The sequence below is a fragment of the Rufibacter hautae genome, from assembly GCF_008271695.1.
GTDB lineage: Bacteria > Bacteroidota > Bacteroidia > Cytophagales > Hymenobacteraceae > Nibribacter > Nibribacter hautae.
In genome coordinates this window covers 1198903-1214340 of record NZ_VKKY01000002.1, presented here as the reverse complement: position 1 = coordinate 1214340, position 15438 = coordinate 1198903, and the positions used below count along the sequence as shown (strand labels likewise).

At 50.9% G+C, this 15438-nt stretch carries 14 protein-coding genes; 4 read left to right on the top strand and 10 right to left on the bottom strand.

Translation table 11 applies throughout. The annotated features are described in order from the left end of the window. The first annotated feature begins 128 nt into the window (after window positions 1–128). Window positions 129–755, top strand: coding sequence for an NAD(P)H:quinone oxidoreductase type IV (gene wrbA, locus FOA19_RS13865; protein ID WP_149091391.1), 627 nt, complete (start codon window positions 129–131; stop codon window positions 753–755). Window positions 756–913: 158 nt separating this feature from the next. Here the strand turns inward: wrbA and FOA19_RS13860 are convergent, their stop codons facing one another. The 3 genes from FOA19_RS13860 to pckA all read right to left on the bottom strand — a co-directional run bounded on the left by FOA19_RS13860 (window position 914) and on the right by pckA (window position 4058). Continuing rightward, window positions 914–1579 (bottom strand): DUF4159 domain-containing protein, encoded by a 666-nt coding sequence (locus tag FOA19_RS13860; protein ID WP_149091390.1) that lies wholly within the window; start codon window positions 1577–1579, stop codon window positions 914–916. 27 nt (window positions 1580–1606) lie between these two features. Then, window positions 1607–2320, bottom strand: a complete 714-nt coding sequence (locus FOA19_RS13855) for a 16S rRNA (uracil(1498)-N(3))-methyltransferase (protein ID WP_149091389.1) — start codon at window positions 2318–2320, stop codon at window positions 1607–1609. Window positions 2321–2444: 124 nt separating this feature from the next. Continuing rightward, window positions 2445–4058: a phosphoenolpyruvate carboxykinase (ATP) gene (pckA, locus tag FOA19_RS13850; protein ID WP_149091388.1), complete on the bottom strand. Its 1614-nt coding sequence runs from the start codon at window positions 4056–4058 to the stop codon at window positions 2445–2447. 219 nt (window positions 4059–4277) lie between these two features. On the opposite strand from pckA, the gene FOA19_RS13845 reads away from it, so the two are divergent. The 3 genes from FOA19_RS13845 (at window position 4278) to FOA19_RS13835 (ending at window position 7559) form a co-directional block, all read left to right on the top strand. After that, the gene (locus FOA19_RS13845) at window positions 4278–5861 is read left to right on the top strand and encodes a peptide MFS transporter (protein WP_149091387.1); all 1584 of its coding nucleotides are present in this window, start codon (window positions 4278–4280) and stop codon (window positions 5859–5861) included. 144 nt (window positions 5862–6005) lie between these two features. Next, complete coding sequence (locus FOA19_RS13840) at window positions 6006–6848, top strand: glycoside hydrolase family 25 protein (protein ID WP_149091386.1); 843 nt, start codon at window positions 6006–6008, stop codon at window positions 6846–6848. 117 nt (window positions 6849–6965) lie between these two features. Beyond that, complete coding sequence (locus FOA19_RS13835; RefSeq protein ID WP_149091385.1) at window positions 6966–7559, top strand: hypothetical protein; 594 nt, start codon at window positions 6966–6968, stop codon at window positions 7557–7559. A 116-nt stretch (window positions 7560–7675) separates the two neighbouring features. Here FOA19_RS13835 and groL read toward each other — a convergent pair whose 3' ends face one another. The 7 genes from groL to miaB all read right to left on the bottom strand — a co-directional run bounded on the left by groL (window position 7676) and on the right by miaB (window position 15371). Continuing rightward, window positions 7676–9319 carry a chaperonin GroEL gene (gene groL / locus FOA19_RS13830; RefSeq protein ID WP_149091384.1) on the bottom strand — a complete coding sequence of 548 codons (1644 nt, stop codon included), beginning with the start codon at window positions 9317–9319 and terminating at the stop codon, window positions 7676–7678. Window positions 9320–9361: 42 nt separating this feature from the next. Then, a complete protein-coding gene (gene groES / locus FOA19_RS13825; protein WP_062546033.1) occupies window positions 9362–9652 on the bottom strand; it encodes a co-chaperone GroES in 291 nt (96 codons plus the stop codon). Between the two features lie 319 nt (window positions 9653–9971). After that, window positions 9972–10355 (bottom strand): preprotein translocase subunit SecG, encoded by a 384-nt coding sequence (gene secG / locus FOA19_RS13820; protein ID WP_149091383.1) that lies wholly within the window; start codon window positions 10353–10355, stop codon window positions 9972–9974. A 7-nt stretch (window positions 10356–10362) separates the two neighbouring features. Beyond that, a complete protein-coding gene (locus FOA19_RS13815) occupies window positions 10363–11943 on the bottom strand; it encodes a hypothetical protein (RefSeq protein ID WP_149091382.1) in 1581 nt (526 codons plus the stop codon). Window positions 11944–12063: 120 nt separating this feature from the next. Further along, window positions 12064–12582 carry an LptE family protein gene (locus FOA19_RS13810; RefSeq protein WP_223808895.1) on the bottom strand — a complete coding sequence of 173 codons (519 nt, stop codon included), beginning with the start codon at window positions 12580–12582 and terminating at the stop codon, window positions 12064–12066. A 4-nt stretch (window positions 12583–12586) separates the two neighbouring features. Continuing rightward, window positions 12587–13855 carry a sigma-54 interaction domain-containing protein gene (locus tag FOA19_RS13805; RefSeq protein ID WP_149091381.1) on the bottom strand — a complete coding sequence of 423 codons (1269 nt, stop codon included), beginning with the start codon at window positions 13853–13855 and terminating at the stop codon, window positions 12587–12589. A gap of 82 nt (window positions 13856–13937) precedes the next feature. Further along, window positions 13938–15371, bottom strand: a complete 1434-nt coding sequence (miaB, locus tag FOA19_RS13800) for a tRNA (N6-isopentenyl adenosine(37)-C2)-methylthiotransferase MiaB (RefSeq protein ID WP_149091380.1) — start codon at window positions 15369–15371, stop codon at window positions 13938–13940. Window positions 15372–15438 lie beyond the last annotated feature (67 nt).

Below are 15438 nucleotides of genomic sequence, written 5' to 3'. Positions count from 1 at the left end.
GTATGACCAGTTTAAACCTGATTCAAAATAACTGTAGGTACATAACCCCGTATAGAAAACGACATGTGCTGGCGAGAAGCCAGGACTCAGGAAGTGCATTCACATTTTCTAACCATTTATATATAATTATGGCAAATGTAAAATTAGCGGTCATCTATTATAGCGCTACCGGTACAAATTTCCAACTGGCTCAGTGGGCCGCGGAAAGTGCCAAAGCCGCCGGCGCCGAGGCGAAGGTTCTCCGGATTCAGGAATTGGCTCCGCCCGAGGCCATTGAAAAGAACCCAGCCTGGAAAGCGCATACTGAGGCCGTTAGAGATGTACCGGTGGTATCACTGGATGATCTAGAATGGGCCGATGCCATCATCTTCAGTATGCCCACGCGTTACGGAAACGTGCCGGCGCAGCTGAAAGAATTTCTGGACAGTACCGGCGGCTTGTGGTTCCATGGCAAACTGGCTAACAAAGTGGTGAGCGCCATGACCTCCGCCCAGAACCCGCACGGCGGGCAAGAGGCTACTACGCTGGCCCTGTACACGACCATGTACCACTGGGGAGCCATCATCGCCGCACCCGGCTACACCGATCAGTCGCTTTTCCCGGCGGGCGGTAACCCTTATGGCACCAGTGTTACGGTAGGGCAGGACGGAAGCATCTCTCCAGACGCCCGCGGCGCTGTAGAGCACCAAGCCAGACGTACGGTAATGGTTGCCTCCTGGGTGAAACAAGGCTTAACACAAGGCGTGCAAGGCTAACCTGAACAAGCCAAGACCTATAATAGAAAAGGGCCAGCTGCTTTTTGCAACTGGCCCTTTTCTATTTATGATTTTAAAAACGGTTGAATTATGCGAAACGCACTTAAAGTTTGTAAAAACCTGTTAGCTAATAAATAACTAGTTGATAGTCGTTTACGCTAAAAATTAGTCAAGGCGTACGAGATCAGGTTAGCGCCCATGCGCAGGGCAGCCTGGTGCTTTTCGGCCGGGTCATTGTGCACCGACTGGTCTTCCCAACCGTTTCCTAAATCACACTCATAAGAATAGTAACACACCAATCTGCCCTGGTAGATAATCCCGAAACCCTGCGGCGGTTTGTTGTCGTGCTCATGGATTTTGGGCAGACCTCTGGGAAAATCGAATTTCTGGTGATAAACAGGGTGGTTGAAGGGCAACTCAATAAAATCAAGTTCGGGGAAGACTTTCTTCATTTCGCGGCGCGCGAACTTGTCCAAGCCGTAGTTGTCATCTATGTGCAGGAAGCCGCCGCCGGTGAGATACTTCCTCAGGTTCTGGACCTCGGCCTCCGTAAAGATCACGTTGCCGTGGCCCGTCATATGCACGAAAGGATAGTCCAGCAACTCGGGGCTGCCGGGCTCCACGGTCTCTTCCTGCGGCGCGATGTTGGCCTTCAGCTCTCGGTTGCAGAAAGAGATCAGGTTGGGCAAGGAGGTTTTGTTGGCGTACCAGTCGCCGCCGCCGCCGTACTTGAGGCGGGCAATCCGGAAACTAGGGCGTTGGGCCCAGGATGTGCCGGCAGCCAGTAGGAAAAGCAAACACCAGAGAAGAAGCCGTTTTTGCATGGTATTTCAGAAAAGAAGCTTAAAACATTAAACGTCTAGAAGCACGTGAATGGTATGGCAGGCGGCCAAGGCCGCGGTTTCGGTCCGTAACCGACTTTGGCCCAATGTAACGGGTTTATAACCGGCCTCCAATGCCTGCGCCACTTCCTCCGGACTGAAGTCCCCTTCCGGGCCTATTAAAATGGTGTACGTATCCTGTCCGGAAACGCTTTTAGCCAACGAGTGTCGTTCCTGGCCTTCCACCAGGTGCGCGATGAACGGTTGTCCAGCAATGGGCTGCTGCAGGAAATCCGCGTAGCGGGTCAACGGGTGCAGGGTAGGCAGATACGCTTTCACCGATTGCTTCATGGCGCTGATGGCAATTTTCTCCAGCCTCTCTAGATTAAGGTTTTTGCGTTCAGAACGGGCGCATTGCAGGAAGGTGATCTCGTCAATGCCCATCTCCACGGCCTTTTCCACGAACCACTCCATGCGGTCCATGTTCTTGGTGGGCGCCACCGCCACATGGATGCTATAGCCCCGCTTCTGGTACTCTGAGTGAACTTGTAAAATGCTTAATTTGGTCTTCTTAGGGTTAGCCTCTGCAATCTCCGCTTCAAATAATCCGCCCCGGCCGTCTACCAGTGTCACCGCATCGCCCTGGCCCAATCTCAACACCCGCGCGCAATGCTTGGACTCCTCCCCAGACAAGGTGTAAGACGTGTTTGTGGGTTGCAGGTCTGGGGTGAAGAAGAGGTGCATTAGGGTAAAGTTTAAGAGCCGATTTCTCAAAAATACGGCAAAAACTTTCAGGGTGACGCGGTAAATAAAAAAAGCCTTCCATAGGATGGAAGGCTTTAATAAGGTGAAGGAAATAATTAAGATCTTAGGCTTCAACGGCAATCTCAGGGGCGCCCGCCAGGATTTCCTGGTTGGCGTAGTCTGCGTATTTGTTGAAGTTCTTGACAAATGCTTTGGCCAGGTCGTTGGCTTTATGGTCGTAGGCGTCTTTATCAGACCAGGTATTGCGCGGATCCAAGATGTCTGCGGGTACGTTAGGGCAGGTGGTGGGCATCTCCACGCCAAACACCGGATGCTTCTTGAAAGACACATACTGCAGATCGCCATTAAGGGCGGCGGTGATCATGGCCCGGGTGTAACTCAGTTTCATTCTAGAACCCACGCCGTACACCCCGCCGGTCCAGCCGGTGTTCACCAGCCATACGTTCACGTTGTGGTCGGTCATCTTCTTACCCAGCATCTCGGCATAGGTAGTGGGGTGCAATGGCAGGAACGCGGCTCCGAAACAAGCCGAGAACGTGGTCTGCGGCTCTGTTACGCCCACCTCAGTGCCGGCTACCTTGGCGGTATAGCCCGAGATGAAGTGGTACATGGCCTGGCACTTGTTCAAACGCGAGATTGGAGGCAGCACCCCGAAGGCATCGGCGGTGAGGAAGAAGATGTTCTTGGGAATATCAGCTCTAGAGGGTTCTACCGCGTTGTCAATGTGGTGAATAGGATAGGCGGTGCGGGTGTTCTCGGTAACGGAATTGTTTGTATAGTCTACGGTGCGGGTGCCGGGTTTAAAGCGTGTATTTTCCACAATGGCCCCAAAACGGATGGCGTCCCAGATCTGCGGCTCTTTCTCGCGGGTGAGGTCAATGACTTTGGCGTAGCATCCGCCCTCAAAGTTGAAGACGCTGTCCTCGGTCCAGCCGTGCTCATCGTCCCCAATCAAGCCGCGGTTAGGATCGGCAGAAAGGGTGGTCTTGCCCGTGCCGGACAGCCCGAAGAAGATGGCCGTGTCGCCGTCTTGGCCTACGTTGGCTGAGCAGTGCATAGACAAGGTGTTGCGGGTATGCGGCAGCAGGTAATTGAGCACCGAGAAAATACCTTTCTTCATCTCACCGGCGTAGCCCGTGCCGCCCAGCAGGATCATCTTGCGGCTGAAGTTGATGATGGCGAAATTGCTCTGGCGGGTACCGTCCACAGCCGGATCAGCCATGAAATCCGGGGCGTTGATGATAGTGAACTCGGGGGTATGGTGCTCAAGTTCTTCTTCTGTTAACCTGAGGAACATGTTGTGGCAGAAAAGGTTGTGCCAGGCCATGGTGTTGATGATCCTGAGGTTGAGCCGGTATTCTGGGTGAGCGCCCGCATAGGCATCGCGCACGTACAAACGGCGGCCTTCCAGGTGGGCCAGCATCTTCTGGTGCAGGGCATCGAACTTGGCTGGGTCAAAGGCAATGTTCACATCGCCCCACCATACAGAATTCTCCGTCTCTGCATCCCTTACCACAAAGCGGTCTTTGGGGGACCGGCCGGTAAAGGTGCCGGTGTCGCACATCAGCGCCCCATTGTCCGTGAGGCAGCCTTCCCCGTTCTTCAGAGCTTCTTCCACTAACTCTGCGGGGGATAGGTTCCAAAGGACCTCTTTCGCTTGCACAATCCCTACGCCTGATAATTCCATGGTGCCTGACTTTTTGCCAATTTCTTTCATAAAGGAAGGTTTAATTTTTAAATTTTCAAAACGGAAGAGTTGATAAGAATTTTGATTTTCAAAATTATAAAAAAACTAACGTATGTTATCCTTTTTGCAAAATTAATTGAAATGGGGGTTGGCCCCGGGGGAGGTTTGCCCTTCTGGCGCGATTATGGTATATTTACCTTTTGTGGTAAAACCCTCTTCTTAAACAAACAATACTTTAATCCTTTATTTATGTCTCAGAGAGTTCATCCGCTTAATGACCAAGTCAGTAAGCATAACATTCCCTACGGAGAGCATCCGGTGGAACTAGAGAGCGGGCATCCTCCCGGGTTGTTTGTGCTCTTCTTCACCGAGATGTGGGAGCGCTTTAGTTATTATGGGATGCGGGCGCTTTTCGTGCTCTTCTTAACGTCTTCCCTCACCAATGGGGGCTGGGCCTGGCAGCGTGATGAGGCCTTGCAACTTTATGGTATCTATACCGGTCTGGTGTACCTTACCCCAATTGCGGGTGGTTACATAGCAGACCGTTTCCTGGGTTACCGCAAATCTATCATCTTTGGGGCTTTGCTCATGACCTTGGGCCACGCCAGTATGGCCATGGAGTCTGAGATGTTCTTTTATATAGGTCTGGGGCTTATCATTCTGGGGAACGGGTTGTTTAAACCAAATATCTCTTCCATGGTGGGTCAGCTGTACGCCAAGAACCCGGCTAAAAAAGATGCTGCCTACACTATCTTCTATATGGGCATCAACTCAGGGGCTTTCCTTGGAATTCTGCTTTGCGGGTACATTGGGGAGAAAGTAGGCTGGAGCTGGGGCTTTGGCCTGGCGGGTATCTTCATGCTGTTTGGCATGCTGCAGTTTGCCTTCTCTAAAAAACTCTTCGGGAACATTGGCTTGGCCACTAAAAACCAGATAAACACTGGAGCCGAAACCGAGGTGAAAACGGTTGAAGAGCCGGCACATGTAGTAAGAGACAGAATCATTGTGATCTCGGTTCTGGCATTCTTTGTGATTTTCTTCTGGATGGCGTTTGAGCAGGCGGGTGGTTCTATGACCATTTTTGCCGCAGATTACACCAATCGGGTGTTGGTAGGCAGTAGTGGTACTATCTTCAAGTGGGCCAACGCCACTTTGGTGGTGGTGCCTATGTTGATCTTAACCTTAGTGCTGGGTAACCTCTTCAAACAAACCTATAAGAGCATTCCTTTTTCCAACCTGTTCCTGGGCCTAAGCTTTGTGATTATCTGGGGTATCATCATCTGGATGCTGCAACGTGAATTCAGCTCAGATGCCACAGAGGTGCCTGCTTCCTGGTTCCAGATTCTGAACTCGTTCTTTATCATTTCCTGCGCACCTATCTTCTCTAAAATCTGGGAAAGCCGTTTCAACCCGTCCGGTCCGGTGAAGTTTGCGATTGGCTTGTTCCTGTTAGGCCTAGGTTTCGGGATTCTAGCCTATGGTGGCCTTTCTATTCCGCAGGGTGCCAAGACCGCATCAGTGAGTATGATCTGGCTGATTCTGGCCTATTTTTTCCATACTATGGGTGAACTCTGCATCTCTCCGGTAGGCTTGTCTTACGTGAGTAAGCTGTCACCTCCCAAACTGGTAGGTTTGATGTTCGGGATCTGGTTTATCGCCAACTTCGTGGCCAACTACCTGGCAGGTTTGACCGGTTCCTTCATTGACCCAATCATTGAGAACTATTCCATCACCGTGTTTTTCCTCATTTTCACCATTCTTCCAATGCTGGCCGGGCTTGTTATGCTGGGCCTGAACGGAACCCTGAAAAAGAAAATGCACGGTATCCAATAACAGTAACCCACTGTGATCTGAAAGCCTTTGCCGCCAAAAGCGGCAAAGGCTTTTTTATGTGAGGCCATATTGGTGAGAAGAAATTGGTAAATTTGTAGAGAGTAGAAAGCAGCACATCTTGTGCCTTGATCTAGTAGTTGGGAAATGAAGAAAGAGCCTGTGGCCCCACGTAAACGAACCGCTAAAGCAAACACCCGCAAAAAGCAGACGCCCTCCGGTACCTGGTGGAAGCCGCTGTCTTTGGGAGTAGGGGCCTTTCTGGTGCTGTGCCTGGGCATTGAATACTTCAAGGAAGGGGGCCGGTTGGCGTTCCTGCGCCACAAGGTGGAGGAGGCCACTCAGACCAATACCATGTCAACCTTCAGCCCGGCGGGGTACGAGGTGACAGGCTTGGATATTTCACATCACCAGCAGCAGATAGACTGGAAAGCGGTTAAGTCCCAGAAGATCAAATTTGCCTTCATCAAGGCCACCGAAGGAATCACCCACCAGGACCGGTACTTCGCCAGGCACTGGCGACAGGCCAAGAAGCACGATGTGCTCAGGGGGGCTTACCATTTCTTTCTGCCCGCCCGCGATGCCGAGGAGCAGGCCAGAAGCTTTTTGAAAAAAGTAAAGCTGGAAGCCGGCGACTTACCACCGGTACTGGATGTGGAGGTCACGAACCACCAGTCAGACGAGGAGATACGGGCCGGGGTGCAGCTCTGGTTGGATGTAGTAGAGGAGAAGTATGATCTCAAGCCTATCATCTACACCAATTACGCTTTTTATGAAAAGCACCTGGCGGGCCATTTTGACGATTACCCTCTCTGGATTGCGCATTACAACCCAGACAAGAGCCACCAGGTGGCCGACCACAAGTGGGTCTTCTGGCAGCATACGGAGAGGGGCAAGCTAAAAGGTGTGAAGGGCAACCTGGACCTGAACGTTTTCAACGGCACCATGGAAGATCTGTACAATATGTGCTACGAGCCGGAAAACATGTAACCTATCTTTCCTTACATTTCACTTAAACCTGAATCTTAGCTAAGTTCAAAGAAAACCGAACCATAAGCCTTTAGATGCGGTTGCGCTTGCATAAATTGCGACAACCTATCTAAACCCATGAAATCCATTGTTAACAAAGTACCATTGCTGCTGGCAATGCCCTTCCTGCTTTTGTCCTGTGAAGTAGTGGAAGATGCTATAAAACCCCAAAACCCCGAGGTAGAAGAAGGTACCACCTACGTAATCAACATGGGCGGACATGAAACAACCAATCCTCTGAAACTGATCACCGCCAATACTATGAGGTTTGAGGTGGCTTTTGACTCTACCGCCATTTACAGCACCAAAGACCCCAACAACCAGGCCGACATAAACAAACTATTCGGTATGTCAGACTGCGGTACGTTCCACCATGATAACAGTGCGCGCTTTGGCTGGCGCTGGTACAAAAACAAACTGGAGCTGCACGCTTACTCTTACAAAGGAAGCAAGAACACCTCCACCTTCATCACGGCCATTGACCTGAAGAAAACTTATACCTGCGAACTTACCCTCACCGATACCAAGTACATCTACAAGGTGGGAGAAAAGACGGTAGAGCATGACCGGGCTTGCACCGGAGAAGGAAAAGGCTACCAGCTGTACCCGTATTTCGGGGGAGATGAGACGGCGCCACATGAAATCAAGATCAAGATCAAAGTCGTGAAATAGTCTTTTCTTTTAGGCTTGTTTTTAGAAAATCAGACCTAAATGGATAGTAAAAAGAAAAGGCCCCGGTTCAACAACCGGGGCCTTTCTTATATGTTCAGCGTACGCTGAGGGACAGATTACATCATGCCACCCATGCCGCCCATACCACCTGGCATTCCGCCACCGGCTGCAGCACCACCTTCTTCAGGCTCGTCAGCAATCACACACTCAGTAGTCAGCAACAGAGAGGCTACAGAAGCAGCGTTCTCCAGGGCCAGACGGGTAACTTTGGTTGGGTCAATGATACCAGCCGCGAACATATTCTCAAACTTGTCGTCACGGGCATTGTAACCGAAATCAGCTTTACCGGCACGTACTTCGTTTACAATCACAGAACCTTCACCACCGGCGTTAGCTACAATCGTTCTCAAAGGAGACTCCAAAGCTGTGCGGATAATCTGCACACCTGTTTTCTCATCTTCGTTGCGGGTATCCACTTCGCTCAGGGCTTCAATAGCACGGATGAGGGCCACACCACCACCAGCGACGATACCTTCTTCCACGGCAGCTCTTGTCGCGTGCAAGGCATCGTCCACACGGTCTTTCTTCTCTTTCATTTCCACCTCAGTAGAGGCACCAATGTAAAGAATAGCCACACCGCCAGACAGTTTAGCCAAACGCTCTTGCAGTTTTTCTCTGTCGTAGTCAGAAGTGGTTTTCTCAATCTGAGACTTGATCTCGTTCACACGGGCGGTGATGCCGTCTTTCTCACCACGACCGTTCACGATAGTAGTGTTGTCTTTGTCAATGATGATGCGCTCCGCCTGACCTAAGTAGTCCAGGGTAGCGTTGTCCAGTTTGTAACCACGCTCTTCAGAGATCACGGTACCACCTGTCAGGATAGCGATGTCTTCCAACATAGCTTTTCTGCGGTCACCAAAACCTGGGGCTTTGACCGCCGCGATTTTCAAAGATCCACGCAGTTTGTTTACTACCAGGGTAGCCAAAGCTTCGCCGTCTACATCTTCAGAGATGATTACCAACGCTTTTCCAGTTTGTACCACTTGCTCCAATACCGGAAGCAATTCTTTCATGGTAGAAACTTTCTTGTCATAGATCAAAATGTACGCGTTCTCAAACTCGGCTTCCATTTTCTCTGGGTTGGTCACGAAGTAAGGAGACAGGTAACCGCGGTCAAACTGCATACCTTCTACAGTCTTCACTTCGGTCTCAGTACCTTTTGCCTCTTCTACGGTGATTACGCCGTCTTTACCCACTTTGTCCATGGCATCGGCGATCATCTGCCCGATTTCGCTGTCATTGTTGGCAGAGATAGTACCTACCTGAGCGATTTCAGAAGAGTTCTCGATTTTCTTGGACTGAGCTTTCAGGTTCTCAACCACTTTGTGAACGGCTTTGTCAATACCGCGCTTCAGGTCCATTGGGTTGGCACCTGCCGCTACGTTTTTAGAACCGGCTGTGTAGATAGCCTGGGCTAATACAGTAGCAGTGGTAGTTCCGTCACCGGCCATATCAGCGGTTTTGGAAGCTACTTCTTTCACCAACTGAGCACCCATGTTCTCCACGGCGTCTTTCAGTTCAATTTCTTTGGCAACCGTAACACCGTCTTTGGTGATGCTAGGAGCACCGAATTTCTTATCGATAATTACGTTGCGGCCTTTAGGGCCTAAAGTTACTTTCACGGCGTTCGCCAGAGTGTCCACGCCTTTTTTAATCTTATTGCGCGCGTCTACGTCGAAAGTGATGTTTTTAGATGCCATAGCTTCTTATGATAGATTATGGTTGATGATTAGATTGAATGATTAAAGAACCGCCAGGATGTCAGATTCACGCATGATCAGGTAATCTGCGCCATCCAGGGAGATTTCGGTGCCGGCGTATTTGCCGTATAATACCTGGTCGCCAACTTTTAACTGTGACTTTACTAAAACACCTTGATCGGAGATTTTGCCTTCTCCTACGGCTACTACTTCGCCGCGTTGTGGTTTTTCTTTGGCAGTATCCGGGATGATGATACCAGACTTGGTTTTTTCTTCAGCCGCAGCAGGTAACACAATTACTCTGTCTGCCAATGGTTTTAGATCTAAGGCCATAGGTTTGTTATAAGATTAGATTAAGTTAACGATTACGCCCGGCAGCAAGCCTGTCCGGGACGGTTAGCCTATTAGCGATTCTTGTGCCAATTGCGCATATCTGCCAAACTTGCCGTATTGTGGCAGGCGGAAGGCTGTCAGGCTTTCACTTACCCTGACACGTGCGTTGGCAGAAACCTCAATTTTGTCAGAATGCCGGTAGGCGAAAAAATGTTTTAAGCCTGTTTTTGGTAAAAGCGCCTTCAAACGGAGGTAAAAAAAAGAGTCCGAACCAGTGAAGGTACGGACTCCAAATAAAGGGTTGTCAGTATCGGCTTTGTTATTGATTTGCCGAGTCTCCTGTTGGGGCAGCTGCCGGAGCAGGGGTGGCTGTACCCGGAGTAGCGTTTTGCTGCGGGATAGCCGGAGCGGCAGGAGCAGGGGCCGCCTGCCCAGCACGTTGCTCGTTGATTGTGCGGTTATCTGCACCCGCGCCATCCTTGACAATAGTATGAGAAGCCAAAGTCAATACAATGATCCCGATCGCGAAACCCCAGGTAAGCTTCTCAAGAAGGTCACCGGTGCGTTTCACACCCATTAATTGGCTGGTGCCGCCGCCGCCAAACTGGCTGGATAATCCGCCGCCTTTGGAGTTCTGGGACAATACCACCAAAACCAACAGCACGCACAGGAAAATAATAACGCTGATCAGAGCAAGGTACATAATTGGACTATTCGTTTCTTAATTTTTCAATTTGTTCAGCAAAGTAACTCTTTTTTTCGGGAAACTTCACTATAAGTTGTTCATAAATTTTGATGGCTTTCTTGCCTTTTCCCTGTTTAATGAGGATGAGGGCAAGGTTTTCAGACACCAGGTTCTTCTTGATCTTGGAGCTCTTGGCAGACAAATCTTCCTGCGGCTCCTGGCTGAGTTGCGCGTTGGCCAGGGTTTTCCGCTTGGGCGTAGCCTTCAGGAACTGGTTGATGATGTCCAGCTGCATGTCCAACTTGGCGGTAGGGCTCACCTCAGGTGCCGGTGCCGGCGCGTTCTTTTCCTTCACATGCTCCAGAATCAATTCGGGCTGGAAGTAGAAGGGCGTTACCGAGGTGAGGTCATCCTTGAGTTGGATACTCTCTCCCAGACGGCTGGAGCCCATCCAGTAGGCCAAGTTGTTCTGGGTGAAGATGGACAAGTAAGGATCCTGGTTCTCCTGGGCGGCAGGGTTCTGGATTACCTCCGGCAGTTTCAAGGTAGGAAACTCATAGCCCGAGGTATCATACAAGGAGTCCAGTTCGGCAATCTCCAGGTAAGCGCTTAAGCCTTTATCCTCTTCTTTGCCGGTGAGGGCCACGCCATGCGGAGGCAAGGTAGCGGCCAGTAAGGCAGTCTCTTCTTCAGTATAGGAAGTGTCTCCGGTCGAGGTTAGCTCTGAGACAATTTCTTCATGCGAAAGGTCTACGCTGGGTATGGGCGCACTGAAAGAGGCAAGGCTACTGATCTGAATCAGCTCCAGCAACTCATCCAAATTGTCTTCTTCCTCAGAGAGAGAAACATCCACGTCTACGTCCACCTCAATGTCTTCTTCCACCTCTGCAGAAGTTGCTATGGCTTCTGACTCGAAGGCCATTTCTGGTTCTTCAACCAACGAAGCCTCAGGTTCAGACACATTGTCTTCTGAAGTGATTTCTTCTACGAGCGCTGATTCCTCTTTAATAACAGGTGCCTCTAGCTCAATTTCTGGTTGCTCAGGCCTAGGTTCATTTGCCTCATCCGGTACAGGAACATAAACTGATTCTTGCTCAGCTTCAGTGAAGTCTAACGCTGGTTCCTCTACTGCAAGCGCATCAAAGGTCTCCTCTGCAACTGGCGCAAGGTCAACAATTGACTCCTCCAACTCCTCATTTAGAAGGAGAGGAGTTTCTACGGCATCGGTTTCAGGCTCAGCAGCAAGTACTTCAGGTTCTTCCTCATAAGCCAACACCTCGTTTTGTGGCTCATTTTCTAAAATCTGACCAGAAACAGAATGGTTAGAAGTCTCCAGTTCCTCTTCTACATAGGTAGGAGTTTCCTCTACCGAAGGGGTGGCGTATACCAATTGCTTCAGTAACTGCCGGTTAGAAACATGAGCGGCGGCTCTTCTCAGTTTCTGGGTTGAGAGCATGCTGCCCCGGTCATGGGCCGCCTTGGCCAGCAGAACATGGGCGGTCTGGCAGTACGGGAAAGACACCACCAAGCGCTCCAGGTCATCAACTTCCTGGTCCTGGATAGGGGCAACCTGCCGGACAATATTTAAAAACGCCGCTTTGTTCATGAAACTTGTGGATGCACTGCCGAGAAGCCGGCAAGCTCAAATTACTAGTTATTAGGGAAATACAGGACAAAGACACTGAAATTTATGTTTTCAGTGCCTTTTTTGGTTCTGCAAAGATACTTACCAATTTGCTACCGTTTTGGTAAAAACGCTGTAGATAATGCGTTCTGTGATTTGCCTGATCTGCGCCTGGCTTATCTGGTTGATATCCAGGGAAGGAGGAAAATCGGCGAAACCGGAGAAGCTTTGGTCAAAGTTGTTCGTGGGGTTCTTGGTGTCGGTGTAGTTGATCTGCACGACAATAGTCAGACGGTTAGCACCGGCCTGGTCCAACCCGATGTTGCTCCCGGTAGGGATATCGCTGCGCTGGATAGCCGCCGGGCTGAAGGTATAGCTCAGGATCTGGCCTTCAATCTGCAGGTCGCCGGCTTGTGGCAAAATCCGCAGGTTGGTGTTCCGCTGGAAGTAATCCTTGAAGTCCTCGGTTACAAACTGCTGTAGGTTAGATGGTCCCTGACCGGAGGCGTTGTTGAAGTTGGTGATGGAAATGCTTTTCACCTCCGGCGAGATGTTGGTGCCTGTAAAAGAATAGCAGCCGCTCAGCAGCAATGGCAGGCAGAGCAGGAGAAGGTACTTCAAAGGGTTATAGGTCTTCAAGGTCGTATTGTTTTAATTTTCGGTACAAGGTGCGTTCTGAGATGCCCAGGTCTTTGGCGGCGTATTTCCGTTTGTTCCCATGCTTCTTTAACGCTTTCAAGATCATTTCCTTTTCCTTGTGCTCCAAAGAAAGACTTTCTTCTTCGGTCTCATGGGAGATGTCTTCTACTTTGTCCTCGTATTCCTCTGGTTCGTCTACGGAGAGCATGTAACCGTCGCGGCGGTCTGGGGCGCGGTACACGGGTTGCTCGTACGGCCCCATCTCCTCAAACAAATGCCGATTGTTCTTGAGAAGTTCCGCATCCTCTTGCTGGTGCGAGAGCAGGTCAAACACCACCTGCTTCAGGTCGTTCATGTCTTTGCGCATGTCAAACAAGACCTTGTAAAGCAGGTCCCGCTCAGAGATTCCGCCAGCGCCGTCTGCCGGTGCGTTGGGGTGGAAGAGGGCGGGCAATTGGTTCTGCTGTTCCTGCGGGAGGTATTTGCGCAGGGTAGCGCCATTGATCTCGCGCTCGTACTCCAACACCGAAATCTGCTCCACGATGTTCTTCAGCTGCCTGATGTTGCCCGGAAAGCGGTAACGCAGCAATTCCTGCACCGCATCGGGTTGCAAGGTGATGGGCTTTACATGGTAACGCTCGGCAAAATCGCTGGCAAATTTACGGAACAGGAGGTGCGTGTCCTCGCCGCGTTCGCGCAATGGTGGTACCGTGATAGGCACGGTATTAAGGCGGTAATAAAGGTCCTCACGGAACTGACCCCGCTCCACGGCCTGCATCAGGTTTACGTTCGTAGCCGCCACCACGCGTACATCGGTCTTCTGCACTTTGGAAGAACCTACCTTGATGAACTCGCCGTTCTCCAGCACGCGCAGCAAACGGGCCTGCGTTCCCAGGGGCATTTCCCCGATCTCATCCAAAAAGATGGTCCCGCCGTTGGTCACCTCAAAATACCCTTTCCGGGCTTCAGCGGCCCCAGTGAAGGAGCCTTTCTCGTGCCCGAACAATTCTGAATCGATGGTGCCCTCTGGGATGGCGCCGCAGTTAATGGCGATGAACTGGCCGTGCTTGCGCGGGCTCAGGTGATGAATAATTTTGGAGAAGGATTCTTTCCCGCTGCCGCTTTCACCGGTAATGAGCACGGTCATGTCAGTAGGAGCCACCTGCACCGCCACCTGGATGGCGTAGTTTAGCAAAGGTGAGTTCCCGATGATGCCAAACCGCTGCTTCACCGATTGTATCTCAATATCACGCATTCGTTAATGTGCTAATGGTTGAATGTGCCGATGTGCTATTAAGGTTTAAGAATAGCACACTAATAAATTAATAATTAGCACATTATAAAACGGGTTCCCCGAACAAGGTACCTACGGAGCAGTCAGTGATGAGCACGTTCACGTAGTCGCCTTTCTGGAAGTGCATCTTGGGGAAGATCACCACTTTGTTCTGGTCGTTGCGGCCGCTGAGCATGTCGTCTGAACGCTTGGAGAAGTTTTCAACCAGCACTTTTGACACCTTGCCTACATCCAGTTTATTCCGCTCCAACGAGTAGAAGCGCTGCTTGTCAATTATCTCCTGCAGTCGACGCTTCTTCGTCTCTAAAGGAACATCGTCCTTCAGCTTTCGGGCCGCCAACGTGCCGGGGCGCTCGGAGTAGAAAAACATGTAGGCGTAGTCATACTGCACGTAATCAATAAGCGACAGGGTGTCCTGATGCTCTTCTTCGGTTTCAGAGCAGAAACCAGAGATCATATCCGTGGAAATTCCGCATTCCACGCCCAAAATCCGCCGAATGGCGTCTATGCGCTCCATGTACCAGGCACGGTCATAGGTGCGGTTCATGAGCTCCAGCACGCGCGAGTTGCCACTCTGGGCCGGCAAGTGGATGTATTTGCAGATGTTGTCGTACTTCTTCATGGTGTACAGCACGTCATCTGTAATGTCTTTGGGGTGGGAGGTAGAGAACCTTACCCGCAGATCTGGGCTAATCAACGCTACCATCTCCAAGAGTTGGGCGAAGTTCACGCGCTCTAAACCATCCTCGGAGGCCCATTTGTAGGAGTCCACGTTCTGGCCCAACAGGGTCACTTCTTTGTAGCCCTGGTTCACCAGTTCTTGGGCCTCGCGTACGATGGAATGGGCATCGCGGGAGCGTTCGCGGCCCCGGGTGAACGGTACCACGCAGAAAGAGCACATGTTGTCGCAACCCCGCATGATAGACACGAAGGCGCTCACACCGTTGCTGTTCAAACGGATCGGGTTGATGTCGGCGTAGGTTTCCTCGCGGGAGAGCAGCACGTTCACCGCTTTCTGGCCGCCGTCTACCTCATTGATAAGAGAGGGAAGGTCGCGGTACGCGTCAGGGCCTACCACCAGGTCCACCATTTTCTCTTCTTCCAGCAGGTTCTTTTTCAGGCGCTCGGCCATACAACCCAGCACACCTACCACCAAGCCTGGTTTCTTCTTCTTCAAATGTTGCAGCTGCGTAAGACGGTGCCGCACGGTCTGTTCGGCCTTCTCCCTGATGGAGCAGGTGTTCAGCAACACCAGGTCAGCGTTGGTCACCTCTGACGTTGTGTCAAAGCCGGCTTCAAACAAAATAGAGGAAACGATCTCACTGTCAGAGAAATTCATCTGGCAGCCGTAGCTCTCTATGTAGAGTTTCCGCTGGCGTCCGGTGTTGGAATCAACCGTTACTTTGGTGTCACACGCGGCAGCTTGTTCCGGCGTGCGGTTATCAATGAAGTCTAAGTCCAGAATGGGTGCGTGCATAGCTTGCAAGTAAAAACACAAAGATAAGCATATTCACCCGTTTGTGACAGAATGGCAGGTAATATTT

Bases quoted from the DNA above. Each gene is read 5' to 3' on its own strand.
- wrbA (WP_149091391.1), top strand. From the start codon at position 129: ATGGCAAATGTAAAATTAGCGGTCATCTATTATAGCGCTACCGGTACA.
- FOA19_RS13860 (WP_149091390.1), bottom strand. From the start codon at position 1,579: ATGCAAAAACGGCTTCTTCTCTGGTGTTTGCTTTTCCTACTGGCTGCC.
- FOA19_RS13855 (WP_149091389.1), bottom strand. From the start codon at position 2,320: ATGCACCTCTTCTTCACCCCAGACCTGCAACCCACAAACACGTCTTAC.
- pckA (WP_149091388.1), bottom strand. From the start codon at position 4,058: ATGAAAGAAATTGGCAAAAAGTCAGGCACCATGGAATTATCAGGCGTA.
- FOA19_RS13845 (WP_149091387.1), top strand. From the start codon at position 4,278: ATGTCTCAGAGAGTTCATCCGCTTAATGACCAAGTCAGTAAGCATAAC.
- FOA19_RS13840 (WP_149091386.1), top strand. From the start codon at position 6,006: ATGAAGAAAGAGCCTGTGGCCCCACGTAAACGAACCGCTAAAGCAAAC.
- FOA19_RS13835 (WP_149091385.1), top strand. From the start codon at position 6,966: ATGAAATCCATTGTTAACAAAGTACCATTGCTGCTGGCAATGCCCTTC.
- groL (WP_149091384.1), bottom strand. From the start codon at position 9,319: ATGGCATCTAAAAACATCACTTTCGACGTAGACGCGCGCAATAAGATT.
- groES (WP_062546033.1), bottom strand. From the start codon at position 9,652: ATGGCCTTAGATCTAAAACCATTGGCAGACAGAGTAATTGTGTTACCT.
- secG (WP_149091383.1), bottom strand. From the start codon at position 10,355: ATGTACCTTGCTCTGATCAGCGTTATTATTTTCCTGTGCGTGCTGTTG.
- FOA19_RS13815 (WP_149091382.1), bottom strand. From the start codon at position 11,943: ATGAACAAAGCGGCGTTTTTAAATATTGTCCGGCAGGTTGCCCCTATC.
- FOA19_RS13805 (WP_149091381.1), bottom strand. From the start codon at position 13,855: ATGCGTGATATTGAGATACAATCGGTGAAGCAGCGGTTTGGCATCATC.
- miaB (WP_149091380.1), bottom strand. From the start codon at position 15,371: ATGCACGCACCCATTCTGGACTTAGACTTCATTGATAACCGCACGCCG.